Annotated in this window: 19 protein-coding genes; 9 read left to right on the top strand and 10 right to left on the bottom strand. The window is 63.2% G+C overall.

Going from position 1 to position 26,952, the window contains the following annotated elements:
* Positions 1 to 95 precede the first annotated feature (95 nt).
* The 6 genes from EB815_RS29800 to EB815_RS29825 are packed head-to-tail and all read left to right on the top strand — an operon-like array spanning position 96 to position 6,303.
* A complete protein-coding gene (locus EB815_RS29800; RefSeq protein ID WP_320411992.1) occupies positions 96 to 1,403 on the top strand; it encodes an MFS transporter in 1,308 nt (435 codons plus the stop codon).
* Positions 1,404 to 1,413: 10 nt separating this feature from the next.
* Positions 1,414 to 2,163 carry an SDR family NAD(P)-dependent oxidoreductase gene (locus EB815_RS29805; protein ID WP_155772369.1) on the top strand — a complete coding sequence of 250 codons (750 nt, stop codon included), beginning with the start codon at positions 1,414 to 1,416 and terminating at the stop codon, positions 2,161 to 2,163.
* Between the two features lie 30 nt (positions 2,164 to 2,193).
* Entirely contained in the window at positions 2,194 to 3,219 is a 1,026-nt protein-coding gene (locus EB815_RS29810) for an NAD-dependent epimerase/dehydratase family protein (protein WP_056564915.1), read from the top strand.
* Between the two features lie 12 nt (positions 3,220 to 3,231).
* On the top strand, positions 3,232 to 4,167 hold the full coding sequence (locus EB815_RS29815; RefSeq protein WP_056564917.1) for an allantoinase PuuE: 936 nt from the start codon (positions 3,232 to 3,234) through the stop codon (positions 4,165 to 4,167).
* Positions 4,142 to 5,524: a dihydroorotase gene (locus tag EB815_RS29820; RefSeq protein WP_244493913.1), complete on the top strand. Its 1,383-nt coding sequence runs from the start codon at positions 4,142 to 4,144 to the stop codon at positions 5,522 to 5,524. Before EB815_RS29815 ends, EB815_RS29820 begins: the two co-directional genes overlap by 26 nt.
* Before the next feature lie 5 nt (positions 5,525 to 5,529).
* Entirely contained in the window at positions 5,530 to 6,303 is a 774-nt protein-coding gene (locus EB815_RS29825) for an SDR family NAD(P)-dependent oxidoreductase (RefSeq protein WP_056564919.1), read from the top strand.
* A 40-nt stretch (positions 6,304 to 6,343) separates the two neighbouring features.
* Here EB815_RS29825 and EB815_RS33700 read toward each other — a convergent pair whose 3' ends face one another.
* A complete protein-coding gene (locus EB815_RS33700; protein WP_244493914.1) occupies positions 6,344 to 6,853 on the bottom strand; it encodes a hypothetical protein in 510 nt (169 codons plus the stop codon).
* 342 nt (positions 6,854 to 7,195) lie between these two features.
* Between EB815_RS33700 and EB815_RS29835 the strand changes: the two genes are divergently transcribed.
* Both EB815_RS29835 and EB815_RS29840 read left to right on the top strand, forming a co-directional pair.
* A complete protein-coding gene (locus tag EB815_RS29835; RefSeq protein ID WP_056564922.1) occupies positions 7,196 to 7,744 on the top strand; it encodes a glutathione peroxidase in 549 nt (182 codons plus the stop codon).
* 87 nt (positions 7,745 to 7,831) lie between these two features.
* On the top strand, positions 7,832 to 8,632 hold the full coding sequence (locus EB815_RS29840) for an SDR family NAD(P)-dependent oxidoreductase (RefSeq protein ID WP_056564925.1): 801 nt from the start codon (positions 7,832 to 7,834) through the stop codon (positions 8,630 to 8,632).
* 400 nt (positions 8,633 to 9,032) lie between these two features.
* Here EB815_RS29840 and EB815_RS29845 read toward each other — a convergent pair whose 3' ends face one another.
* From EB815_RS29845 to EB815_RS29880, 8 genes are all read right to left on the bottom strand, one after another.
* Entirely contained in the window at positions 9,033 to 13,835 is a 4,803-nt protein-coding gene (locus tag EB815_RS29845; RefSeq protein ID WP_056564930.1) for a hypothetical protein, read from the bottom strand.
* The gene (locus EB815_RS29850; protein WP_056564934.1) at positions 13,832 to 14,968 is read right to left on the bottom strand and encodes an AAA family ATPase; all 1,137 of its coding nucleotides are present in this window, start codon (positions 14,966 to 14,968) and stop codon (positions 13,832 to 13,834) included. The genes EB815_RS29845 and EB815_RS29850 overlap by 4 nt, the downstream gene beginning before the upstream one ends.
* 14 nt (positions 14,969 to 14,982) lie before the next feature.
* The gene (locus tag EB815_RS29855) at positions 14,983 to 16,680 is read right to left on the bottom strand and encodes a hypothetical protein (protein ID WP_155772368.1); all 1,698 of its coding nucleotides are present in this window, start codon (positions 16,678 to 16,680) and stop codon (positions 14,983 to 14,985) included.
* A gap of 146 nt (positions 16,681 to 16,826) precedes the next feature.
* Positions 16,827 to 18,083 carry a S8 family peptidase gene (locus EB815_RS29860; RefSeq protein ID WP_056564939.1) on the bottom strand — a complete coding sequence of 419 codons (1,257 nt, stop codon included), beginning with the start codon at positions 18,081 to 18,083 and terminating at the stop codon, positions 16,827 to 16,829.
* A 44-nt stretch (positions 18,084 to 18,127) separates the two neighbouring features.
* A complete protein-coding gene (locus EB815_RS29865; RefSeq protein ID WP_196772367.1) occupies positions 18,128 to 18,991 on the bottom strand; it encodes a DNA/RNA non-specific endonuclease in 864 nt (287 codons plus the stop codon).
* A gap of 153 nt (positions 18,992 to 19,144) precedes the next feature.
* Positions 19,145 to 21,949: a S8 family serine peptidase gene (locus EB815_RS29870; protein ID WP_056564943.1), complete on the bottom strand. Its 2,805-nt coding sequence runs from the start codon at positions 21,947 to 21,949 to the stop codon at positions 19,145 to 19,147.
* Positions 21,950 to 21,953: 4 nt separating this feature from the next.
* Positions 21,954 to 22,934 carry a hypothetical protein gene (locus tag EB815_RS29875; RefSeq protein ID WP_056564945.1) on the bottom strand — a complete coding sequence of 327 codons (981 nt, stop codon included), beginning with the start codon at positions 22,932 to 22,934 and terminating at the stop codon, positions 21,954 to 21,956.
* An 88-nt stretch (positions 22,935 to 23,022) separates the two neighbouring features.
* Entirely contained in the window at positions 23,023 to 24,489 is a 1,467-nt protein-coding gene (locus EB815_RS29880; protein ID WP_162258871.1) for a YcaO-like family protein, read from the bottom strand.
* Here EB815_RS29880 and EB815_RS29885 point away from each other — a divergent pair.
* On the top strand, positions 24,488 to 26,521 hold the full coding sequence (locus EB815_RS29885) for a hypothetical protein (RefSeq protein WP_162258872.1): 2,034 nt from the start codon (positions 24,488 to 24,490) through the stop codon (positions 26,519 to 26,521). The two genes, EB815_RS29880 and EB815_RS29885, sit on opposite strands and share 2 nt — an antisense overlap.
* A gap of 22 nt (positions 26,522 to 26,543) precedes the next feature.
* Here the strand turns inward: EB815_RS29885 and EB815_RS29890 are convergent, their stop codons facing one another.
* A complete protein-coding gene (locus tag EB815_RS29890) occupies positions 26,544 to 26,948 on the bottom strand; it encodes a hypothetical protein (protein WP_056564951.1) in 405 nt (134 codons plus the stop codon).
* Positions 26,949 to 26,952 lie beyond the last annotated feature (4 nt).

Genomic DNA, 26,952 nt, shown 5'->3' on the forward strand with positions numbered 1-26,952 from the left:
ATGGCGAAGTGTAGCTTCTGCTTGGGAGAGCAGCCGCTGGCCGGCGTGACTGCCAAGGGGAGCCGTCGCAATGCATCAAGGTTCAGCGTCGGTCATTGACCCTGCTTGCGATCGCCGGCGCCCGTCCTAGCCGGCTGACGGCGGCAGTCATGGGGTCGATCGCTCAATCCGCGATGCGCTTCTGGCGGAACGCCGAGCGCTCCCGCGCCACGCTACCGATCATGGCAAGCGTCTGTCTCGCCTGCATCGGCAGCGCCATGCTGACGACCGCGGTCTCGTTCCATCTGGGCAAACCTGGCGTCGACCCCGACGTCGTGCAGATCGTGCTGACCGCCTATCCGGTCGGCTTCCTGATCGGATGCCTGATGACGCGGCCATTGGTCGCCCGCCATGGCCATGAGCGGACCTTCCTGCTGATCCTGACAACCGCGCTGCTGTCGGCCCTGGGCTTCATCTTCACCGACTTCATGCCAAGCTGGTTCTGCTTCCGGCTGCTCGGCGGCATGTCGATGGCCTCGATGTTCGTCGTCTGCGAGAGCTGGATCAACCTCTATGCCGAACAGCACAATCGCGGCGCGATGTTCTCGATCTACATGCTGACGACAGCGATCGCCGTGCTGCTTGGCCAGATCCTGGTCGCGCTGGTCGGTCCGAAATCTCCGCATCTGTTCTTGGTGGCGACGGCGACCGTGCTTCTGGCCTTCGCGCCAAAGCTCGCGGGGCTACGCTGGCCGACGCTGCCTTCGGTGCCAGCCGATCTGGCACACGCGCCCGGAGCGAAGGCAGACAGGCGGCTCGGACCGCTGGCGCTTTTCAGGCTGGCGCCGGTAACGGTCGTCGCCATTTTCCAGGCCGGCATCACCAACATGAACATCTTCGTGCTGACGCCTCTCTATGGGACGCAGATCGGACTGTCGGCGGTGGCCACGGTCTGGCTGGTGACCACGATAAGCATCGCCGGCATGCTCGCGCAGACCCCGGTCGGCTGGCTGTCGGACCGGTTCGACCGCCGCCTGATGCTGCTCGTGCAAGGGCTGGTGTCGGTGACGACCTGCGCCGCGATCGCATGGGTTGGCACCCTGTCGGTGCCGCTGCTGTTCGTGCTGTTCTTTCTGTATGGGGCCACGGCGCTGACGATCTATCCGGTGGCGATGGCCTTCGGCGCATCGCAGCTTCACAGCCGGCACATGGTCGCCGCGTCCGGCACGCTGCTCCTGCTCTACTCGATCGGCAATGTGGCGACGCCGGGCGTCGCCGCGGGATTGATGGCGCATCTTGGCCCTCCCGCCATGTTCCTGCTGCTCGGTGGCGGCGCTGCCCTGGTCACGCTCGCGGCCTGCTACAATCTTCTGCGACGGCCGCTCACGGCGCCGGTCATGCAAAATGTCGAGGAACGGGCTTGAGGTCACGGCAATGAACCGACTGCAAGGCAGCGTTGTCCTGATCGCGGGCGCCGCAAGCGGCATTGGCGCCGCCATTGCCCGGCGCTGCGTCGCGGAAGGCGCCAGCGTGGTCTGCGCCGACTATGATCTCGCGGCGACGACACAGCTTGCCGATGCACTTGGTCCTTCGGCTGCCGCCTGCCAATGTGACGTGACCGACATCGGTTCCGCACAGGACGCCGTCGAATTCGCGAGACAAAAATTCGGCCGGCTTGACGGACTGGTGCACAACGCCGCCGCGCCGTCGACGAACGCCACCGTCGTCGATCTTGACGAACAGTCCTGGCGGCGCGAGCTCGATGTCAGCCTGACCGGTGCGTTCCTGATGAGCAAGTACGCGGTGCCGTTGATCGCGGCCGGCGGCGGCGGTTCGGTGGTGTTCATCGGCTCGCAGTTCGGACGGGTCGCGACCACCAAGGCCGTCGCCTACTGTGCCGCCAAGGCGGGACTGATCCATCTCGCCAAGGCGATGGCGGTCGACCATGCGCCGGACAAGGTGCGCGTCAACAGCCTGTCGCCGGGCGCCGTGGCGACGACGCGCCTGCTGCGCAGATTTCCGGACTTCGAGGCGGCCAATGCAAGTCTTGGACCCGCCCATCTGCTCGGCCGCATCGCGGAGCCGGATGAAATCGCCGCGGCGGCGGCCTTCCTTCTGTCATCGGACGCGTCCTTCGTCACCGGATCCGACATGCTGGTGGATGGCGGCTATGCGACGCGCTGACCTTCTTCATTCAACTTCAAAGGAGTTCGCATGACGCTGCTCGTCACCGGAGGCACCGGCTTTGTCATGAGTGTGGTCGCACGCGCATGGCTGGACCGTGACCCGCAAGCCCGTGCCGTGATCCTCGACCGGTCCGGCCTCGACGCGGCGGCCGAGAAGCATTTCGCCCCGGTGCGCGACCGGCTCACGGTAATCGCCGCCGATGTGCTCGACCCGCAGAGCTGGTCCGCGACGCTTGACGAGCAAGGTATCACGGCAATCGTGCATGGCGCGACGATCACGCCGATCTCGCGCGGCAGCGCCTCGGAGGCAAAACGCCAACCAGAGGCCGAGGACCCTGCCCGCATCGTCGACGTCAATCTCATGGGCACCGTGCGGATGCTGGACTGGGCGCGCGCGAGAAAGGGGCTCAAGCGCTTCGTCTATGTCAGCTCCGGATCCGTCTACCGCCACAACGGCCCCGACTGGAGCGGCGAGCCGCTGCCTGAAGACGGCTATGTCGCGCCGCTGACGCTCTACGGCATCTCGAAATTCGCCTCCGAAATGGTGACCAACCGCTATGCCGACCTGTTCGGCCTGTCGGCAGTCTCGGTGCGGCTTGCTTCCGTCTATGGCCCGATGGACCGCGCCACCGAGAGCCGCAACTTTCGCCATGTTCCCAACCGCGTCGCACACATGGCCCTGGCCGGCGAGACGATCAGGCCGAACAGCCTGGAGCCGGTCGGTGACTACGCCGCCTCGACCGACGTTGCCGCCGCGATCCTCGCACTGATCGATGCGCCACGCCTCAATTACCGCCACTACAATATCGGCTCCGGCTCCAGCCAGACCATCGGCGAGATCATCGGCTGGGCAAGGGAACGGGTGCCCGGACTGAAAGTCGAGGTGACATCGGGAGAAGACGCCAACATCGTCCAGGATGTGAGCCTGAAAGGCGGCATGTGGGGGGCGTATGACATCGCCCGCATCCTGCGCGACACCACATGGCGGCCGCGTCCCGGCAAGGAAGCCTTCCACGCTTACATGGACTGGATAGAAGCCAACGAAACGATCTGAGAGGAAATTGTCATGACGCAGAGCGTCGCCTCGCAACTGTCGCAGCCGCGCGACTTCGTCGGCTATGGTCCGCATCCGCCCTTCATGACTTGGCCAGGCGGCGTCAAGCTCGCCATCAACCTCGTGCTCAACTACGAGGAAGGCTCGGAGTATTCCTGGCTCGAAGACGGCCGCAACGATAATTGGGGAGAGTACAATCTCACCGCGAGCCCGCCGGTGCGCGACCTCGGCACCGAGACGCATTTCGAGTACGGCAGCCGGGCCGGCGTGTGGCGCCTGGTGCGTCTGTTTGACCGCCATGATATTCCGATCACCATCTCCGCCTGTGCGGTGGCGCTGGAGAAAAACCCTCCCTTCGTCGAATGGATGAAGACGCGGCGACACGACCTGCTCGGCCACGGCCTGCGCTGGATCGACTACACGACGATGGAACGCAGCGAGGAAAGGCGCCACCTGCATGAAGCCGTGGCCCTCTACGACAAGCTGCTGGGAAGGCGCCCGTTGGGCTGGAACTGCCGCTCGCTGCCCAGCGTCAACACGCGCGATTTGCTCGTCGAGGAAGGTGGCTTCCTCTACCACTCCGACCCCTGCAATGACGATCTGCCCTACTTCGCCGATCACCAAGGCACGCAGATATTGGTCGTTCCCTATTCAAAGACACTCAACGACAGCCGCTATCTGGTGGCGCCCGGCTACAGCAATCCGCGCGACTTCGCCGAGGATTGCCGCTCGGCCATCGATTACATGCTCGACGAGGCTGACGAGACTGGTGGCCGCATGCTGACGATCGGCATCCATGCGCGCTGGATGGGCCAACCCAACCGGGCTTCCGGTCTGCGCGAGGTGATCGAGCACGTGAAACAGAACCCGGCGGCTGCCTTCATGCGGCGCGAAGACATCGCCCGGTTCTGGCTCGCCAACCATGCCGGCTTCGAGCGGCGCGGCTGACAAGGGCAAAGAGAATGGCGGCATGTTCGAAACGCTGATCCGGGGAGCCACCATCGTCAACGCCGAAGGGTTCGAGCGGCGCGATGTAGGCATCACCAACGGAAGGATCGTAGCACTCGTCGCGCCGGGCGAGACGGCTTCGACCGGGACCGTTTTCGATGCCGCCGGTGCTTATCTATTGCCCGGGCTGGTCGACGCGCACGCGCATCTGCGCGAGCCGGGCCTGACGCACAAGGAGGATTTTTCCTCCGGCACGCATGCGGCGGCCCTTGGCGGTGTGACGACGGTGCTCGACATGCCGACCGACGAGCCATGGACGGCCACGGCCGAACAGCTTGCCGACAAGATGGCGATGGCCGAGGCCCGCATCCATGTCGATGTGGGCCTGCAGACCGTCATCAGCCGCAAACTGTCGCGCATACCGGGCTTGCTCGATCTCGCGCCGGTCTCGTTTGAGCTGTTCACCGCCGATGTGCCCGATGACTTCCTCTTCGCGACGCTCGACGCCGTGGCCGAGGCGTTGCGGACTTTCGCCGGCACCGACACTTTGATCGGCATCTCGCCCGGCGATCAATCGATCCTGGCCGGCAGCACGATGCGCGACCGCTCAGGCACCATCGCCGCCTTTCAGGCCAGCCGGCCGCCGCTCGCCGAGGCCAACGGCATCGCCCGAGCGCTTGTCGCCGCCACCTCGGCCGAGACCAGAATTCATGTCCGCCAGATCAATTCCGAACTCGGCGTCGAGACGTGGAGCCGGCTGCGGGGGATCGCAGACGCCAGCGTCGAAACCACGCCGCAGAACCTTTTCTTCAACGCCGGCGACTATGAGATGCAGGGCGCCAATCTCAAGGCTTCGCCACCCCTGCGCTCGCCGCATGATGTGGATGCGCTGCGCGCGGCACTCGGCGCGGGGCTGATTGACATCGTCGCCACCGATCACGCGCCGCACGCGCCAGCCGAGAAGGCGGCGCCCTACGCGGCTTTCGCCGACATTCCGGGCGGCATGCCGGGGCTGCAGACACTGCTGCAGGCGATGCTGAAACTGGTCGATGAAGGCCTGATCGCCTTGCCCGACCTGGTGCGCCTGTGCGCCCGCAATCCGGCCGAGCGCTTCGGGCTTGGCCGGCGCAAGGGGAAGATCGCCAGCGGCTACGACGCCGACATGCTCATCCTCAATCCGCGCCAGTCCAGCACGATCGCCAACGCCGATCAGGTATCGCGAGCGGGCTATACGCCATTCGACGGCTGGACCGTCCAGGCGCGGCTGACAAGCGTCTTCCTGCGCGGTCGCGAGATCGTGCGCGAAGGAAAACTGATCGACCCGAACGTCGGAAACATCGTCACCCGGGAAAGCTGAGAACCATGCCCCTGCTCGCCAACAAGACCGTCATCGTCACCGGAGGCAGTTCCGGCATCGGCCGCGCGATCGCGCTGAAATTCGCGACCGAGGGGGCGAACGTCATCATCGCCGACACGGTGGAGCAACCGATCGAGGGTGGTGAGAGCACCGTGGAGTTGATCCGCTCGGCCGGCGGAGCTGCCGTTTACATCCGGACCGACATCTCCGACTGGAACGCCGTCGACGCGCTGGTCGGTGCGACGGTCCAGCAATTCGGACGGCTCGATGTGATGGTCAACAACGCCGCGATCTATACCAGCACCAACCTGATAGACACCACGCCGGAGCAATGGAACCGCGTCATCGGCGTCAACCTGACCGGCTTCTTCTACTGCTCGAAGCGGGCGGTGATGCAAATGCTCACACAGACGACTGTCGACGGCGTGCGCGGCCGCATCATCAACATCTCCTCGCAGCATGGCATGGTGGCCTGCCCCGGCGACCTTCCCTATTCGGTGAGCAAGGGCGGCATCGTGCAGATGACGCGGCAGATCGCGGTCGACCACGCCGACGATCTGATCGTCTGCAATGCCATCGCGCCCGGCAAGATCATCACCGGCAAGCCTGGTGTGGCCAACGACCCCGACGCGCTCGACTATTCGCTCCGTCGTACGCCTTGGCCAAGGCTTGGAACCCCGAACGATGTGGCGGGAGCGGCGCTGTTCCTTGCCAGCGACATGGCAAGCTACGTCACCGGCATCAACCTGATGGTTGATGGCGGCTGGATGGCCGGCTGACGGATGCAGGCCGGCCGCAAGGCGACCGGTTGGGTTTTGATCATTGCCTGATGAACGGGCCCCTATAGGTCTGGCCAGCGAGCGCATAGGTTCCGGCCAGGGTCCCGTCAGGCATCATCGTCAGACTGATGTCCGCGCCATTCGGCAGGCGCCCGAGCTTCAATGTGCTCCCGACAATTCTTCCTTCACCGGCGGCCTCGCCCGGATTGTTGTCGCCCAGATTGCCCCAGGCAAAAGTGACCGTCACCTTGCCGTTTGCTGAAATCGTCTGCACGGCGACTTTGGCCTCATACGCGCCCTCCAATCGCCCGGCCCACATGCCCGAAAAAGCGGCGTACTTTGTTGGAACGCCCTTCGCAGGAGGAGTGATCGTGACGGATGGATCCATGATCGCCGAACCCGCTGAGGCCGCGGCGATACTCGAGACAGGCTGAGCAGGAGTGCCAACAGGATCCGGCGCAGGTTCCGGAGCGGCGGGTTGCGGCCCCGCGGGAGCCGACTGGCACGCGACGAGAGCAAGTGCCATGAAGCCCAGCATCGTGTTCCGCATCGAATTCTCCACATCGTTTCGCGGACTGGCGCCGGGCCGCGGACCCGCCGAATTGCACGTCATTCTATGCTACTGCCGTATCCAAAGCGTATAGCGCTTTACATCAAAGACGCCGTCAACAACCTAGCTTCTGATTTGGCTGATCCCTTCCAATTTTAAGGTGTGAAGCTCACCACGACCTTTGCCATAAGACCGCTATGGCAGAGCATCAGCCACGGCGTGAGGGTGGCGAAAACGTGATCTTGCAAACCCGGCAATCTCAGCTCTGGAGAACAGCTTTCCTTGACGGGAACCAGAAAGCCACCAATGTACCGGGCGATCTCACCTGCAGGGTATTTGCTTATGACAGCCTCGATCCACGACATTCCGTTCAGCCGCGCCGACGGCTCAACCACAAGCCTGGGCGAATATGCCAACAAAGTCTTGCTGATCGTCAACGTCGCCTCCAAATGCGGCTTCACCAAGCAGTATGACGGACTGGAGGCACTCTATCGCTCGTATCGCGACCAGGGTTTTGTGGTGCTCGGCTTTCCGGCCAATGACTTCGCCGGACAGGAACCGGGAACAGATGCCGAAATCCAGGAATTCTGCCGGTTGACCTATGGGGTCGAGTTCCCGGTGTTCGCCAAGATCGAGGTGACGGGACCGCGAAAGCATCCGCTCTATCAAGCCTTGATCGAGGCGCGGCCAAAGGCTGTCTTCAAGCCGGACAGCACGCTGGTGACCCGGCTGGCCGGGAGGGGTGCCGCGCCCGCGGCCGGCGAAGTGAGTTGGAATTTCGAGAAGTTTCTGGTCGACCGCAAGGGGGTCGTTGTCGCCCGGTTCGGTTCCGACACGGAGCCGCAGGACGAGGCGATCGTCGGCGCGGTCCGCAAGCTCCTGGCGGTTTAGGCAAGAGGCGAAGCTCCCAACACAGGTAAATTCGCGGCAATATCCAGCCTTCGCGGAGAAGCCGCCCGCATAGCCGAGGACCAAGCCATGGATCTGCAACTAAACGGCAAACGCGCCCTGATCACAGGCGGCAGCAAAGGAATTGGCCGCGCCATCGCCCGGCAATTGGCCCTGGAAGGCGTGGATCTTGTCATCGCCGCCCGCAACGCTGCCGATCTGGACATCGCCGAGCGCGAACTGGCTGCGGAAACCGGGCGCAAGATCGTCGGACTAGGCGTCGACACACAGGACGACAGTTCGGTCAAAGCGCTAGTGGCAGGAACGATCGCGGCGCTCGGCGGCCTCGACATCCTGGTCAACGCCGCGGCCAAGCCGGGCGGGCAGACACCACCGCCCAAGCTGGCCGAGATCACCGACGACCTGTTCTGGGATGACGTGGACGTCAAGGTGATGGGCTATCTGCGTACGGCGCGTGAGGCCGCTCCCCATATGGCCGCCGCCGGCTGGGGCCGGATCATCAACGTAAGCGGGCTCGCTGCCCGGCAGACAGGCTCGATCATTGGCTCGATCCGCAATGTTGCCGTCTCTGCCCTGACCAAGAATCTCGCCGACGAATTGGGCCCGAAGGGGATCAACGTGACGGTGGTCCATCCTGGCCTGACGCGCACGGAAAAGACCGCTCCCCTGGTCGCCGCCCGCGCGGCTTCGGCAAGCGTTTCGCCCGAGGAAATCGAACGGCGACTTGCCGCCAATGTCGCGATCGGCCGCCTGGTCGATATGGCCGAAGTCGCTGATGTCGTCACATTCCTCGCCTCGCCGCGAAGCGTCGCCATCAACGGCGATGCGATCGCCTGCGGCGGCGGGACCATCGGGCCGATACACTACTAGAGCAATTCCAGGAAAGGCGTGAAACGGTTTTCCCGGGAAAAGCGCGTAGCGCTTTCCCTAGGGAATTGCGTCAAAACAAGGAGGTGGTCTAGGATCTGACCCTACTTTGCTTTTTGGCCGCCGGGCGTCGGGGGTGGGGCCGGCGATGGCTGTTGCGCTGAGTCCGAACCGACTGCGCCATCGATCGGAGGCGGGACAATGTCGTTGGCGGAATTCGCGGGCAGCCGGGGTGAAGCTTGCCATGCCACGCCAAGGCCAAAGCAAAGAAGCACCAGAGCAAGCGCCCCCATAGCGGTTGTAATTCCCCAAGGACCGAGCAGGGCCAGCAGGAAGGCCAGGAGATTTGGAAATGAAGTTGCCGGCAGGCCATCCCGATCGGGGTCCGGTGTTGTCAGCTCAGTCATTGGCGCACCGCTTCTTCCCTGGTGGTGTTCGCGGGATTCGAGACAGCCTCATTGTCTGAACCGAAGACAGCTTCCCGGCCGGCGACTTCCTCTCGCACGCTTCCGAAAATGGCTTCGCTCAAGCGGCGGGGCGCGCCCGACAACGACCACCTGCTTTCCTCGCGGCGGGCAAGCATCATATCCGACGCGGTTTGACCGAACCGGATAAAGGCCGCGGCAAGCGCCATGGCGGGGATCGAGGCCACCAGATCGGCGAGAGGCGACGTCAGAGCCTCCGGCTGGGTCACGAAAACGACTCCGGTCCATGAGCCGCTGCTTGCCAGCGCCGCATAGAACGGCGCCAGTGCAGTGACGGCGGCCATGATCGAGCCAACGACAAGAAGAAGAAACCGCATCCGCTCCCCAGGAGGGCTCAACAGGCCGATCGTCAGGGATAGTATGGCTACGGTTGCTCCCGTGGGCTTGTACAGAACCCCTGTCGGCAGTTGAATGAACGTGCCCACGGACACCCCGCCATTGCCGAAGCTCAGGACGATTGCCGCCGCGATCATCGCGCCGAGAAGGATCGCACCTGCGGCCAGCGGCGCGCGCCGCAACCTCCTGGCCATCGGCACGGCAAAGTAGGCGAGCACCAGATCGAGCGCCTCGCCAGGGGATAATCCAAGGCCGAGATCGATGCTGGTGTCAGCCAAAGCATGGCTGAGCTTGCCGACAGGAAAGCCAGCGAGAGCGACGTGCAGACCAAGGGCGACGAGCACGGGCCAGCGGGGCAATCGCATGGCGCCGATCAACACGAGGACAGCCACTCTCACCAGGTCCGGATCGATCCTCACTGTCAAGCCGCTGGTCTCGGATCCGCTGGTCAAAGCCGGTGACAGCAGCAGCACCAAAGAGAAGATAAGCGCGAAGATGACAAAGGAATTGGCGGGCTGGCCGCCAAAACCTCCACCGAAGCGCAGCAGGCGCTGCGCCAGAGCGGGCTCGCGCGCGAGGCGCAGCAGCAGGAATACGAGAGGAACCATCCAAACCCCGCCGGGCGTCGACATTGGCGGGATGGTCACGGCCAGCAGGAAGGGCAACAATCCGAGGAAGATCGCCCGATCCGCAACGGGCCCATTGCGCAGGCCAAGGCCGAATGCCGCCGGCAAGGCGAGATAGGCCAGCCAGGACCATGTCGAGCCGCCGAGCCAGAACAGGACCTGCAGCATCCAGGTAAGCGCCGCTGTCGTCGAATCGATCGCGCCGAAGCCTTGCGCGCCAAGCTTGCTGAGTGCCCCGATGTTCATCAGGTCAGCGGTCGAGAGCCAGTTGTGCAGGGACGGCGGCAGGACAGCGACGGCCCACAGGGCAAGCACCACCAACCATCGCGCAACGGCCGGTTGCTGCTGTCTCTGCGCCAAGGCCGCGACAGGTGCCTTCGCTACCGGATAGATCTTCATCGCAAGACGGCAGAGTACGTAGCTGGCCAGGAGGAGCGAAATCACGGCGGCGGCCTGTGCCGGCAGTTGCGGGTCAACCTTCGACGCCAAGCCCGGCAACCGCATCGGCTGCGTGGTGGACACTATGCCAGTTCGCAACAGCAGGAGAGCAACGACAGCATTGGCGACAAAGGCAACGACGGTGCCGCCTAGAACAGCCTTGAGGAACAGGCTGATCCAGGCGGACCCAAATCGGCCGGCTGCACCGAGTGTCAGGAACCTCAAGGCATATATCGCCAGACGCAGCCCGATACGCCGGTTCCTCAAAACGAGGTACCAACAGAGCACGATGGCGCTCGCCAGGAGACCCAGGATCGACAAGGCCGCCGTCGAGGCAAACGTTCGGTAATACAGCAGTGAAACGAAGGCCGCCGACGTGGTGGACACGAAGACGAAGAGGATGCGTTTCAGATTTACGGAATCATTGCCAGCAAAGGAAGCGGCTCCGATCAAAGGAAGGCAAATTGCTATATATAATGGAAGCTTATAGTACTCATAATATACGTCATTATATTTATATATTACTGAATTTGCAATGTCGGTAAAGAGGAAAAATATCGTTATCTGCCAGAACAGGATGAATACACCAAACGTCACCCTTGATTTTGAGACATTGGATCCTGCCGAAAAGGCAAACAAGAACGACATGATAGCCGCAGGGATAAAAGCGGCAAGTTCGTCGACAAAATTGTTCAGGGATATGGGAAGGAGGGCGAAGAGCGAAGAGATGGCTATCGAAAACCTGATGGAGATCGAATTTGCCTTACCCGTCTCGGGAAACTCCACCTCCGCCGGCGATTTGAAAATGAGCCTCGGCAAAAGTGCCGCCACACCCAGAAATGATCCATAGAAAATTGCGTATTGAATTATGTCGAATGCGTCTCCACCGGACCTTATCGACGAAACCGCTGCGTACTGAATGGTGTGACACGCCATCTCAACCAACAATACGCAGACATAAAATCCGTATGCATATGTGGTTGTCGGATAATTTCTTATACGAAAAATGTCCCTGAACGACAGACCGATCCCTACTGCCAGGATCGGCAGGCAGGCGAGCAGCATGTACACCTGGGTGGTAGGCTGGTCGCGATTGAGATCGAACCTCACCGCCGCCCATGAATATGCTGCTCTCAGGCCCCAGGGCGCGAATGCGGCCGCAACGAGCGCGGCAATGCCGAAACCCAACAGCGAAAGGCGCATTGCCGGCGTAAGCCGGTCCGGCGCGGGGATGTGCACGGCGAGATCCGCGTCCGCCACCTCGCCGCTCTCGACGAAGGTCAGGAACAATCGTTCTTCGACCAGCGCCCGAGAAGCAGGGTCGGCGCCTTTTCGCAGCTCGCGCATCTGCGACAGCAATTTCTCGGCAGTCGTCGATGGGCGATAGACCTGGGTCCCGAATGCCGCCGACGACCTCACCAGACACAGATTGGCAAACACGGTGAGGTCGGTGCGGAGTTTCTTCCAGAGATCCTGCCTGGCAAGCCGTTCGGTCTGGCGCTGGAAGCACCTGGCGAGGTCGGAGCGGAACCAGTCCGGCATGCGTCCCACCCGGAACCAGGGCAGCCGGGCAAGTCGTGCGAGCCGGGCAGCGCTCGGCGCCTGCCCGGTTGCCTGCCGCCACAGCGCCGGCGTGAAATTGGGATCCAGCCTGGGAAACAAGGCCAGTGCCGCCAGCCCGGCTCCCGCCCGCAACGCGAAATCGTCCTGCTGGTAGGGGTCGTCAGGCAGTTCGCCTTCCTCCAGCTCGCCTATGCGGGCGCAGGCATAGGCGGTGACGCGCCGCGCCAGCCGGTCGCGGAAGGCATCGTCGACGGGCGGTATGTCGCTCGCGAAGTCGGCACGATCAAGTTCCAGCAGCAGCGGATCATAACCGGGAGTGGCCTGCGCCATCACGCCACGATCGACGGCCTGCGATCGCCTGCTTGTGACAATAGCTTCGACCGCGCTTTCCAGGCCGGCGTTCGAGTCCTCCGCAAGGCCCAGGCTGATGACGGCGAAGCCGGCCTCCTGCAAGGCCCGCTCTGCCGGCCCCCAACGATCGGGCGGAGACGGCGTCATCAGGATCGGGGGCTCGCGAAAGGCCGGAAGGGCGCGCGGCAGCTGCCGTAATTGTCGGTCGGCGTCACGGTAGTCGACCCATGGCAGTTCTTCGGGCTCGCCGAAGAAGGGTTTGCCGCGCCGCAGCTTGTTCTGTTCATAGGGCTCGAAAAAACCGCGCCCCGTGCCGACGATGACGACCCGAGCTCCCGGGTGGCGGCGCGAGAGGGCGGCGAGCGAAACCACCGGTTGGCCGCCAAAACGGCGCCCGACGGCTTCAAGCACGTCGGGAAAGACCCGGAATTCGTAGCGCAGCAGATCAGCGCCACCATCGCGCAACCGTTTAGCCAACGCGTCGGCAAGAGCCGCCAGATGGTCGTCATTGCCGAGGCGTTCGATCAGCATGAGGCAATCGGGAGCACGCGGTTCCACGCCCGTTTCCAGAGTCGGGTAGCCGGCGGCCTCGATCGACGCCGCGACGCTGCGGCGTATATCGATGCGGTGGCCGGCAACGCGAACCGGCCGGCGCAGCAGACGGCCAGCCCGCCGCACCACCGCAGTGGGAAACAAAATCTCGCTGGCTTCCGGCGACATCGTCGAGGCGACGGTGCCGTCTTTCCTGTCACGAGCAAGGCGCTCGTCGCGCCGCTTGCCGGCATAACCCCACCAGAGCGCGGCAAGGCACAGCACCGCAAGAATGGCAAACAGACGATGCAGGAGGTCCTGCATGAAGAGCTCCGCCAGCCACGGCCAGAAGGTGGCGGATGGCTGCGGCGAAGGCGGCGGATGGACAGAGGGCGACTTCGGCGTGATTTCAACCGCCGCATGCGGCACCTCGAAAACAACATAGCCCACGGCGAGCACCAGGATGGCGATCAGCGCCGCGACAAGCAAACTGCGATAGCGAAGCTTGTAGAGCCGTTCATGCCACGGCACGGGCAAGGCCTGCTTTTCTTGATCGCATATGGGCGGGCCCGATTGCTGCCGATTCCAGAAAGTCGCTATGGCGGCACGCCCAGCCAGTTGCGCTTCGCCGTTGACCGTGAGCAGAGGCATCATCACATCGGCGGCTTCGGTCGCCGATGCGAACCGCACGTCGCGGCCCGCAAGAACCGCCAATGCAACGCCCAGCCTCGTCACCCGGTCGACGCCAAGCGCAACGCCGGCAATACCGGCCAGTTCCGACAGCAGGTGCTCGATGTCACCGCGACCGCCAAGCTCGTCCCAACACCCCTGAAGCGGGTGGGATTGCGGCGTGCTCGGTTCGCGCGGGCCGGTCATCGTGTTTGCGATAGGGACGGGAATACGCCGAGCGCCTTGCCGAGATCGTCAGCCGTCTTCACCAGGACGCCAAGCAGGGCCTTGATCAGATCGACCGAGGGTGTCTTGACGTTGCTGTCCATGGCCGCCAGGAATTCGGCGGCGCTGATCGGCGAGACATGGACCGCACGCGCAAGCGCGATGTATTCGGCGGTACCTGGAGGCCGTGACGAGCCCTTGATCCGGTTGGCCACCTGGTCGCCGACGGCGAAGGCCGCATTGGCCAAGTCATTGGCCTTGCCGTCGTCGAGCTTGTCGATGGTCCTCAGATGCTCGGAAACGATCCGCTTCAGCTGCGCCTCGTCAGGCATGGCGATTTCATGAAACACGCAACGCCGCAGAAAAGCGTCCGGCAAGTTGTTTTCCGCATTCGTGGTGGCAACGATCACCGGCCGCGAGCGACGACGCTCGGTGTCGTCCCCGGCGGCATCCTTGGCGCCGATCTTCAGGCCGAGCTCATCGACGGTAAAGCGCATCGCCTCGAAACTCTCGAGCAGATCGTTGGGCGTATCGCGCGGAGCCTTGTCGATCTCGTCGATCAGCACGACGCTGGGCCTGGGTCTGTCCGGTGGACATTCCGCCGGCTCAAAAAGGTCGCGCAGCAGCAGCGGCCCCGGCTCCCGTGCCACGTCGCCGACGATTGCCGCAATGCGCGATGGCTCGGTGACCGGCTGATCCGTGGCCGCGTCCAACACCAGCGCGCTGCCGCCGCAGGCGGTCACGATAGCGCGCCCAAGCGCCTCGAAACGCAACAGGCGTCGCAGCGGCAAATCCTTGTCGTGAAAACGGGTCAAAAGGTCGAACTTGTAGAGGAGGTCGCGGCCCGTGGTTTGCGTGGTGACGGTGACGCGGATCGGCTCCTGGCCCTCTCCGAACAGGCTGGACGCGATATGATAGGCCGCCCCGGTCTTGCCGACACCCGGCAGGCCACTCAACAGCAAGGGCTGTCCAAGCAGGACCGCGAGCGCTGCCGCTGTCGTCAGGCTGTCGTCGGGCAGATATGGCCGCTTCTTGGCGCCGGCGGCGCGGCCGCCGAAAGAAGCGCCGTCGAGCCTGTTCTTGAGAAGATCACCGTTAAGATCGAGACCGATCATGCTTGTCTCCTGTTCTATTTCAGCGCGTTGAGACGTTTCCAGATAGTGTTGAAGCGCAACGTGCCACCCGTGAATGGCGGCTCCATCGCGTTGCCGAGCGTGCCGGAAAAGTCGGCGGTGCGGAATTGCTGCTCACACCAGGAGCCGAAGTCGGAAAACGAAATCTCGTCGAGGGGCTGACTGCACACTTCGCAATGCATGCCTTCGGGGGATCCACATTCGTCCTGGAAAAGGGCGATGGCGCGCTGGGTCAGATCCTTGGCCTGTTTGAAGGCCTGGTGAGCCTCGCACGACGACGACACCTGGATCCGCAAAACCGTGACAAGAGGGTTTGCCCGCTGGTATGAAATGCCGCCCTGTGGGATCAATTCCTGCTTTGCCCAGCCGGCGATTTCCAGCATCAGCTGCCGCAGCATCGCGACCGCGCCTTCCAGCCGCTCGCCCGTATCCTCATCGAAAATCCGAGACTCATCGACGTCGAAAAGCAGCAGGCGCGGCCCGGCGCCGCTTGCCAGCCTGTCGGCGATGGTCGGCTGGGCCGGACTCTCGCCGGGTGCCCGCGCCCCGATCTGCCTGGCGAGGGTGGCGAACAGCCGCGCGCAGTCCGCCGCACCATTCATGCTCTGAATGGTCACCAACGGTGGGTTCAAGGCAAAGGAGCTGTCGAATAGCGGCTTGTCGCTGTTTGTGCTCACCTCTTGCAGCCGTCTGCATAGAGCGTCCGGACCGTCCCAACTCGTGGTGACAAAGACATAAAAGTAACTGCGTGGGCGTTTGATTCGAAATCCGTCGAGGTAAATCTCTACCGGCTCGATGCGGTCGAGCCGATGAATGACGTCCAGCGCACGCTGCCGGGAGTCCGCCTCGACAAATGCCATGGCCGCCGGGACGAAGGACCAGAAGTCAGCGTCGGACTGGTTGCCATTGGGCCTCGGAACCGGCGCGACGGACAACAGGCTGGTTGCGCCATCATTCGACAACAGGCGGTTGAGCACGCCATAGATCTCGACGTATTCCCCGGCCTCTTGCACACGATAAACAGACGCGCCGGATATGCCCACCAAGGGGTTCGGTTGCTCGGGCGTCGGCGGCCAGATCTGGGTGGTGTAGAGAAAGATAAGATAGCCCTCGGGCGGATCCGCGAGAGGGACAGCGCCGCCGATAGGCAGCGGCAGCGGAATGTTTTCCCGGCCGATGGCCTTTTGCACCGTCTTCAGGGCTATTTCTCCAGCGAGGGGATAGCCCATGAAATCCACCGCCGGCGGCCGATGCCCGCTGATGCCGAGACGTATCCGCCTTGTGGCTTCCTCGAGGTGATAACGCCTGATCAGATCCTGCGCGGCGAGCACCCAGTCGTCGGGAAGATAGCCTTCATCCCCTTCGTTCAGGCCTTCATTGTCGAGCGCCAGGAGCGCGATGTCGCAGAAATCTTTCGACGCCGCGGCGCCGGAAGGCGGCCATACCAGCCGAGCCGGATAAAACTTCACAATGGTCCCGGGCGCCACGCTGGATGCAATCTCGAACCGTACGGAAAGCTTCAGCAAATGATGCGCCGGGACAACACGATCTCCCCCGAAAGGACAGACCACGTGGAGCGCGGTCATGACCAGGCGCGGCGTGATCAACAGGCCAGTTCCCGTTTCTTCGCCCCCGCCGGCAATCCGGCGCCGGACGAACATGGTCAGGTCGGCTATGGGATTACTTTTTGCCACCGCGAACCGCCCCGATGCAGCCTATTTATCGTGAAAACACTTTCGGCCATGAGAATACCCTTCCTCAGAAATTCCGGCTGTCCGCACATACTTGGGCTCGCACTGCCGGTGCCAGAATAGAATAGGCCCGGCCCGAAACCGGCCCTTCATTTCATCTGCGGTGCCTGGACCAGGCCCTGGCCGACATCCTGCTTGGACAGCGGCGCAAGCCCCAACGCCGTCGCCTTGAGCTTGTCGATGACATTCCTGGCGGTGAACTGGTCACCCTGCCTGAGCTTTTCCACCCACAGCGCTGCCACTCCGGCAACATGGGGAGCTGCCATGCTGGTGCCGCTCATGGCGACGAGACCACCGCCTGTCCGAGCCGAGACGATCTCTTCTCCAGGCGCCGCTATCGTCGCGCCTTCATTGGAAAAGGGTGCGACGCGGAAGGTCTTGTCCTTCTTGCGGCCAAGTGCCGCCACGGATAGAAACCGCTCTCCGGTGGCCGGCGGTGCGACGATGATGGAGTAGTCCGGCCGGTGGCTTTCATTGCCGGCGGCGGCCGTCACGACCTGCCCGGCCATCAGACCATCGTGATCGACCATGCTGCGCGACAGGTCGTCGAAAAGCCTCGTGTTGAGCCGGTAGCCCGCGAGCGCAAGCGACGTGGCCTGCGCGGGCGCGTAGTGGTATTTGGTCATCAGCAATTGCTGGTAGCCGGGAAAATCCATCCCCAGCGACATCGAGAGGACATTGGCGCCTTCAAGCTGGGCCCACAGGATCGCCTGTACGATCTGTTCGGACGACCCACCCCCTTCACCCAAAACCTTGCCGATGAGCGCCCGCTTAACCCCTCTGGCCACACCGATCCGGCAGTTGTCGACATCCCGGCCGAATATGATGCCGGCACAATGGGTTCCATGTCCCTCGGCGTCCGTGAAGTCATCCGGGGCGCCACCTATGAAATTGCGGCCGACCAAGTCGACACCGGTGAACGCCGGATGGGTTCTGTCAATGCCGGTATCCAGCACCGCCACTGTCACGCCGTCGCCGCTGAACGGGCTCGTTGTAGCGGCCACGGCTTCGATGCCCCAACCGACGGTCGCGGCCTTCGGCGAAGCCTTCGCCGTGGGGAAGGCCGCGATGAGCATGACCGGCATCTTCGGCGTGATCGACAGCACCGTTGGATCGGCGGAAAAGCGCCGGCGATCGCCGGCGCTCATTTCGTCCACCTGAACGTCGACATCCTCGAAACCATGGGCAGCCGCGCGAGGCCTCCTGGCCGCAATCAGTTGCGGGTCCATGACTTCGTCCAGGCTGCCGCGACGCACGCTTTCAGGATTTGTGCTTTCGAGCCCAGCTTCCAGACCACGCGGGGCGCGGCTGCGAAGCACCACCATTTCCAGCTTCATCTTCTTCATGCCATCCCCCTTTGCCTTGCGGCTATGCCCCTCGCGAAAGCGCCCTAGACGCGCACATCGCCCAACACCCTGATCTCCGACGAAATGGACAGCCCGCCTTCGATCTCTTCCTCATTGGAAAACCCGTCGAAATTGGCGAGCGAGCCAAAAGAGAGGCCGGAAAGCCCTTCGACGTATTTGACGCTGCGCTGGTAGGTTTTGTAGGCGCCGAACGCCGCCTCCAGCTGACTGAGCTCCTTTTCCTGCTCAACCACATAGGCCGTCGATGACGGACGGCCGTCATCGGAGATGAACGACACCACTTTCCAGAAAGCTTTCGGAATGAGCGCATCGCGGTAGCGAAGATCAGTGGCGCCGAAGACGGGTCCGGTGAACACGGAACACCGCTCGGCCCAGGCCCGCGCATTCTGCAGGATGTAGTTCTCAAGTCCGAGCCAGGTCTTCTGATTGACGATGTCCATCTGCGGCGCACAGTTCGTGAAGTGAAACGTGTCCGCATTGGCGACGAGGGCGTTGGCCCCCCAATTGGGATCCTCGCGCCTGACGAGATGTCCCCTGTCGAGCCGATTGCCGGCATAGAGGTCCTCACCGAGTTGCGCTTCGGCCGGCAGGCGGCCGTCCAGCGCCCATTTGTCGTCCTCGCGCCCAATCGAAATGGAGCGGGCGCCCTCGATATTGACGGCAGTGAACATGGCCATGCGCCGGGACGCGCACATGACGACGGAAAAGTTGCAATAATCGAGCCGGCCGCTGGCATCGCCGCCAACCGGCGTTATGTCGCGGGATCGTTGGCCGGTCGGCTTGGGCAGGTCGATGGGGAACCTGGTCAGGAAAGTCCGATCGAAGCCGGTACGGCCAGCAAAGGACTGGGGCGACGACGTGCGCGGTCGAGCCGCGCGCTCGGCCATGGCACCCTCACTGCGAATGTGCGTTTCGAGAGCTGCCCCGTTCCCCGGCCCGCGCAGCCGCCGCATATCGCGAAGCTGCGGTCGCCGGTCCATCCTTACGGTCACAAGTTCAGTCGCGGACATGAGTTCTCCAATCGAAAAAAGCCGAGGACATCACCTGGCGTTGAAAAAATTTCCAAAGGCCTTCAAATCGAGCAGTTGCGCATCGCCGTCGACGGCATGGCGAATGCTGGCCAGATCGTGGGCGAGGTTCTGCCGCAGCGTCTGCCCGCCAAAATGCAGGCCGCCTATGCCATAAGGATTGCGCAAGCTGATAAGGGGGGCGCCCGAGTTGCCGGCAAGGGTGGTGCCGTCATGGCTCACGGCCCAGCGGTGCTGGTCCCCGACCATCTCTCCCGGCTTGTTGACGATCTGACCGGGGCTGACATATTTGGTGCCATACTCGTCGCCGAACAGCTCCCAGAAACGGTCCCAGATATCGGTCGAGACCTCGCCGGTGTCCGGATCGACGGCCGCCGACAGGTTGGGTTTTGCCGGGTATCCGACAGCGATGAACTTGGACTGCTCGGCCGATTCCATGAAAAGCGGACCCGAAGGGGCCGGCTCCGGCAGGCTGGCGCCGGCGGCGTTGGTGGTTTCCACCTCGAGGATGGCGATGTCCAGCTTGCCGATATCGGCGAACTGGCCGATCTGCCAAGGCCCCGCCGTCAGCACGCTCTTGATCAGGAAGCGGCGCTTTTCGTCGATTGCAGCCTCGTCGAAGCAGATGGACACCGGCGCGTTGAGCACAAACCGGCGCGGCCCGCCTGAAGACGGAACCGGCTCGGAAAACGCCTCGATGACGTGCCGGTTGGTCATCACCAGACCCTTGGCGATTACCGTTCCGGTGCCGACATGCGAATGGCCGTCGGCCTCGTCGATGTCGATGCGGCCAACCGCATCGATGAGCGGCTTGAGAACCTTTCTCGGCGGCCCCAGATCGCCGGCCCATAATTCCAGCTGCGGATCCTTGGGATCGACCATCCCGGCCACGACCCGGAGCGCGGGACGGTCGGTCAGCCGCACGATCGCTTCCGCCGTCGCCCTTACGGCCCCGACCGATCCGGCATCGATACTTCTGCCCTTGGCCCAAGCGTCGACGACGCCTTCGGCATGAGTCATGATCACACGGCCGGCCGCGCGGGCGGATTCGGTTGTGCCAGCCCGCGCTCCTCGGCTGCTCAGGACCTTCTCGATACGGTCGAGCATCTCCTGTTTTCCGGATCGGGCAAGCATCGTCCGCGCGGTGATGGGCGGCGGCACCGCGCTTTCGGAGGCGGAGCCTCGACGCGGCTGCGAAGCACCCGACGGCATGCGTGGGCCGACGAAAGCGGTCAGCGGTCCCGATGGTCCCGGCAAGGTGGTGCGATCGAGCAGCGCGGCTGCAGCGCCGGACGTACCGGTGGCTGCCGCCAGGGCCCGGCTGGGGCGCGGTGCGACGGCGCTTTCGAGTGCCCCAACACGTTTGGGGTCCATGCGCTGGCGCCGATCAAGCGTCAGAAAGCCTGTCTCCGCGACGAAGCGTTGCGGGTCGGACGTGGCCTCGAGGATCGGCTGGCCGGGATGTGCGCTTTCCACGGGAGCGGCAGCCGGGATATCGGAAAGCGGCAATGCCAGCAGCTGTTCCGCATCGACCACACCGGCGCCCATGGACCTGCCGGGCCAGTTTGCCGGTCTGCGCGCCGATTTCCTGACGGCGGCGCGGAATAGTTCCTGGACGTTCACACCGCGCCTGGCCGCCTCGGCCTTGACCGCGGCAGGAGAGTGCCTGGCCAGCCAAAGTGCCGCGCACCCAGCAGTCAGAGCCACGGCAAAGGATGTCCCCTGGCCCGGCTCGACAACCGATTTGTCGACATCCATGGGCCGGTTCCGCCGCGCCACATAGACATTCTCGCCCGGAGCCGAAATGTCGACCTTGGGGCCGCTGGACGTCCCTTTCCAAGGTCGATCGTTGAGGTCGACACCAGCAACGGCAATGACGTTGCGGTCCCAGGCGGGATAGACGACAGTTGGTATGCAATTGCCGGCCGCGGCCACAACGATCATATCCGCCTTGACGGCCCTTTCGATAGCCCGCCGCAAATCCGCGCCTTCGATAGGCCCGCCAAGACTCATCGTGATGACGTGGCATTTCGCCAGGCGGGCATGGTCAACGGCGGCCGCGACGGCGGCGCCACCGCCGATCACCACCGAATTGACGCAACGGATTGGAACCAGCGTCGCTCCGGGGGCCGCACCGACGATCGCCAATGAGGGACGGCTCACGACCGTACTCGACGTCGCCGTACCATGGCCCGGCGAAGACATCGACGAGGAGAGTGGGTCGATCGGAAGGCCGCCGCCGGCCAGAATGTCCGTGCCTTTTGCCAGATCGAGCGCACCATCCAATTCGCGATGATCGGCGACCCCCGTATCGGGCTGCCCAACCAGAATCCCCTGGCCGGTGGTGCCGAACCTGGCCCATGCCCGGTCAGCCCGCACCGCCGAGATCGCCCAGCGGATGGTCGGGGGAACCGGAGCGCTCGACTTGCAAAGCGTCCAGACGATACCGCCCACCGATTCCGGTGCACTGCGGTTAAGCTCGTCGTCGGCAATCCAGCCCGGATCGACATCGGGAACGCAGGAACGCAGGCCGCAGTCATCGATCAGATTTTGCGCGACCTCGAAGAGGAACCCCGCCGATTGCTCGCGCCGCACATTGGGAAACTGCAAGACGTGGACGAGCGGATCTTCACCGGGCGGCAAGGGGAAGAAAGCAAAGCGCTCGCTGCCAATCAGTCCGGCCAGCTTCGCGCGTTCCGCCGGAAGATCGGGCGGCGCGCCGTATTCGAGCGTGAAACGGATGATGTCCGGTGCGAGCGTTTTGGAATCCGGCTCGTCGGTTGCGTCGGCGGCCGCCTTCAGGAATTGACGATACATGGCGTTATCCTCCCGCGCTCAAGTCGACGCCGGCATTCCGCTCGAGCGTGATTTCGAAGTCCGCTATCGCCCTGTCGGCAAACGACCCGGTCCAGCTCCAGATCGGCTTGAGCGTGGTCTTGATGACTTTTTCGCCCTTTGTCGGCGGAGGATCCTGCACGACTTGCGACAGCGTGATCGCGTAGGGCTTGCCCGTTGGTACGGTGTAGCCGCCGCTCGACGGGTAACGCATCGGATCGCGTGAAAAGACCCGCCTCAATCTCTCCCCCACACTGCGCCTGGCCAGCACGCCAAGCACGGGATCCCCGGCCACTGATTGGTCAGCCAAGGTCAGGCCGACGACATAGTCGGCCCGCGGGGCGCTTCTCGAGGCGACCACCCGCACCGAAAACCACGCCGAACCGGTTTGCGGCTTGGGCGGTTCGGCGGCGGCGGAGGGCGTGCGCAAGCCAAGGTTGACCAGCAAGGTGTTCACGCCGGCGCTTCCGCCTGCGATGATCAACGCCGACAGGACGGTGGTCAGCACCGTTGTCGGCATGGTCGCCGGCACCTGCTGGATACCGTTGGCAAAGCCGATGATCTTGCTGACGGGATCGTATCCGGAGAGGCCGACGAACAGAGCCGCGATAACCAGCATCACCAACGTCTTCACCGCGCGCGCCGAAAAAAACTCCTGATAGAGCCGCCAGTTGAAGATTGCGGCGAACGCCTGCTCGAACACCGCGGCGATCAGAAACACCTTCATCAATTCGGTGAGGATGTTGGAGGCATTCGGAATGTCGTTGCCCTGCGCGACTGCCTGCTGGGTCGATATGATGAGAACCGGAAGAACGTACGCAAGGGCCTTGCGCCAACCCGCGGCGGGTGACCGGGTGCCCACCGCGTCCGCGCAACGCCTCTCGCCAATCCTGCGAGCCGCCGCGGTTTCCGGCTCCCTTGTCGTCACGCCAGATTTGACGTCGGTCGAACTGTATCGGTTCTTCATCGCCGCACCCCTCCCCTAACCGTCGCGGCAATTTGGGAGGAGCACCGTGAACTCAGCGTGAAATCAACCTCAGGCGGAGCCCAAACCCTCAGACGAGGAGGGGCATCAGCCGCTCAAAATCGCGGCGGCCGTAAGTTGCCTGCCAACCTCGTTGTTGAGGTAACATCCAGAGCCGTTTACACCCTGACCGCGGCTTGAAATGCGCGAGACCGACGCAGATCGCCTTGACCACGGGGACCTCGAATGAGGGCCGCTGCAAGTCCGCGAACCATACATTGCCGCCGCTTGCGCTGCTTATCTCTTCCATCAGGCGCGACAGCATCCCGGCTTGGCCTGTCTGCGTTGCCGAGCCGGGATCGGAGCCGCTCAAAAAGCCCATTGTGTCGAGGTTTGCGTGCTCCAGCCAGGCCGCGACGCGACGGTCCGCGGCAGACATCGGCGCATTGCCGTTTGTTGCGACCCGCATCTCATGGGCATCGAACGCGAGCTCGGTCTGGATCATCTCGAGGAACGCGGCCTTGGCCGCCGCCTGCAAATCGAAGGCCGCCGCAAATCCGACCGCCAGGCGCCGGCCGTCCCCGTCGCACGATATCGCGGCTGCCACATGCGCGCTGTGAAAGGTTGAAATGTCGAGGAACCAGACACGCCGCCCGGTTTCGATGGCGTGCTCCGTCAAGGCCGCTGCCAGGGAAGCATCGTGCCCGGTGGGAGCAAAGCGCCGACGCCGGCAGCCTCGCCACCACCATATGCCGGTTGCATCGCGCTCAACGAGCTCGAGCACGGCGCGCGACATAGCGGCGTCGATGGTGCTTCCGGCGGCGCAGCCATTGGAATCGGCGTTCAGGCTGTTGTCTCCATGGACGGCGTCGCCAAAGCCACCGAAGCAAAGAAATGCGGGGCACATCGCGGTGCGCGAGCCCGCGAAGTCGCGCACGCGGGCCAGCCGATCGGGATCGTGCAGTTGCCGGGGCGGGGGAATCGCATCCCAGCCATCCCACATGCGGTTGAGACGGCGGCGCTGCTGTATCTGGCGCCTGGAAAAACCCAGTACCGCTTCGGCCGGGATGATATCGCTGGCCTGGCCGGCCGCTACAAGCGTGCACTCGTCCAAGGCCTGATACATCCAACTGCTGATTTCCACGGCTTCGCCAAGGCATCCCAACAAGGCCTGTGACCGGCTGTATCCCTTTCCGCTTACAGTCACTTGGCGGATACCGCCGCTCCACGGCAGACCGAGATTCGCCGCGGCCAGAATACCGCCCGGTATCTCGAACAGATCGACAATCAGGCCGTGAAGGGCGGCGAAGCTGTACAGACGCAGGCGATCGGAAGCCTCGACATCCGTTTCCGGCCGGAGCTCCAATCCCGCGAGCCGAAGATCCCGCCTTATTGTATCGGGCACCTTGTCCAGCACCGTGTTCGAAGAGTCGACTGCGGAATGCGGCTGTGCGCAAAGCACTTCCCAATGACTTTTTTCTAACCGCATTCTTCGATCTTCGCTTAACGTCAGTCCGGTTCTGGTATTAAATGACCAAAGGGCGTTTGGGTCGATCATGTCAGTAACCATGATCCACAGGCAGAGAGAAAGGGGCTCTTCCAGGAAAAGCCTCGAGATCAAACTCGTCGGCAATTTCGAGATACGCAGCCTCGATAAGGTTTATGCTCTCGACAAACGCAAGGCCTGCGCGATCCTGGCCTATCTCATTTTGTCCGAACAGACGCGCGAAACACGCGGACGTTTGTCCGCGCTCCTGTGGAGCGACAGCGATGAAGAACACGCACGCGCCTCGCTGAGGCAATCCATTCGCGATCTGAAGCAGATCGAACTCACGACGGGGGTGCCGTTTCTGGTCCTCGACAAGCTCTCCGTCGGGATCGATCCCAATGTCCTGCGCACGGATCTCGCCGCTCTGCGCCATGCGCTCAGGGATCGGGATTTCCCGGCTGTCGACGGCATCCTGGCGCGAAGCGACAGATCACTTTGCATCGGGCTTCAGGATTGCGATCCGGTATTCGATAACTGGATCGGGATGATTTCGACCCAGTGGTCGGATGGTCTGACCCATCAACTGTCGAAATCGCTCAACGAGGCAAATTCGACCCTGGTGGAACGCAAGGCGATCGCCGGCTGCATCTTGCGCCTCGATCCTTTCCATGAGTCGGCGGTCATCACCATGTTGGGGGCGCTGCATCGGGAAGGCGGCTATGCCAGGGCCCGCGTTTTCTTCGAACGCTATGTCAGCGATCTGAGATCGGAACTCGATCTCGCACCGCCACGCGAAATCATTCAGCAACTGGAGCGGTTCAAGACAGCGGCCGTGGATGCGACGGATGCGCAGCCGCAAGTCGCCCTCGACCCTGCCGCGCCGCGCCAGCTTGTCGAAAGGCCGACGATCGTGCTCGTCACGGAAAAACACAGGAGCACCGACGCGCACATTCAGTTCGCCCTGGTCAGTGAACTTTCCGCCACCCTCTCGCGGTTCAGGCATTGGACCGCAATCCACACCGAGCTTGATCGCGACACGATACGATCAGGGTCTGTCGAGACGCTTCGTGCCGCCGTGGGGGAAACCGCCGACCTTGCCGTGATCATAACCGCGTCCGACGGCGAGGACGAACCGCATTTCGATATTTCATGCCGCACGATCCCAACGGGCGTCTTGCAGTTCTCCACCACCGCGCCTCGAGAACCGGCGGCATGGAGACCCGTCTTCAATGAAATCTGCGCGCGGGTTGCTTCACGCCTCCAGTTGGTGATTTCCACCACGCGCCTCCATCGCATCGACGAACAGTCGCCAAACTACATCTCGGCCTATGACAATTGGCTCGACGGACAGCGGCTTTCGACGTTGTGGCGCAAAGACACCGACGCCATCGCGATCGCGCGTTACGAAGAAGCCATTCGCCAGGACCCTAGCCTGGCCTGCGCCTATTCGAGCCTGGCTGTGATCCTGAATTCGCGGTGGATCGTGCTGCCCGGCTATCCGGTCGAGAGCGCCGACCTCGACCGCGCATTCGACCTCGCCAAGAAGGCGGTCGCGATCGATCCTCTCGATCATCGCAACCAGGTCAACCTGGCTTGGAGCCACCTCCTGGCGCGGCGCTGGGAACTGGCGGAATTTCATTTCGGACTGGCGCACGACCTCAACGCCGCCAATCCGGCGACCCTTATCGCCTATTCGCTTTTCAGCGCGTTCATCGGAAACCATCAGCGGGCGGTCGACCTGTCGCGACGGTCGTTCGAGCTCAACCCGCTGCATGAGCCGCACTACCACGGTTACCATGCGACCGTTGCATTCCTGGCGGGCGACCTGCAGGGCTGCGTCGAGGCTGTCGAAAAAAGCGACGGCCTGTTTCCCGATATCCGAGGCTGGTCGGCTGCCGCGCATGCCTTCATGGGCGATGACGCGAAAGCCGCCACCGACTTCAGAATATTTCTGAAGGGTATCACGACCGCATGGCACAATGGCGAGCGCCCGACCCGGCGAAGCGCGATCGACTGGTTCAAGAACGTCTTCCCGATCCGCCTGGATGCCGACCGCGCGAGACTGAGCGAAGGCATCGACCGCGCCTCACGGCTGGCATGACGCGGCCGAAGCCCGGCGCATCCTATCTGCAGCGCGACATAACATAGTCGCCAAGCCGGCAACGGTAGCCCCGGAGCCGGTTTGCCTTCTTCTCCTCGACCGTCGCGCCTGCGTTGGGATCGAATTTGTAGTGGGCCGGGAAAGGATAATCCTCTCCGGGGCCGACCTCGGGCGCGATCGTCCGCACGGTCTCCTCGACGTCCCCGGTGAAAGGAAAGGCAATGTTGACGACGTTTTCTTCATCGAAATGCGCGATGATCTCGATCTCGTCCCAGGTCTTGCCGCGCGGGTTCATGAACCCTCTGAGCAGGTCTTTCTTCTCGTCCTGCGTGCCTTTCCTGAATATCTCCATGGTGGCGGGATCCTTTATGGCTTCTCGAATAAAGGCTCCCAACGCTTCGAACTGCACATTCTCGAATTTGGCCATGACC

The sequence above is a fragment of the Mesorhizobium loti genome (assembly GCF_013170705.1).
GTDB lineage: Bacteria > Pseudomonadota > Alphaproteobacteria > Rhizobiales > Rhizobiaceae > Mesorhizobium > Mesorhizobium loti_D.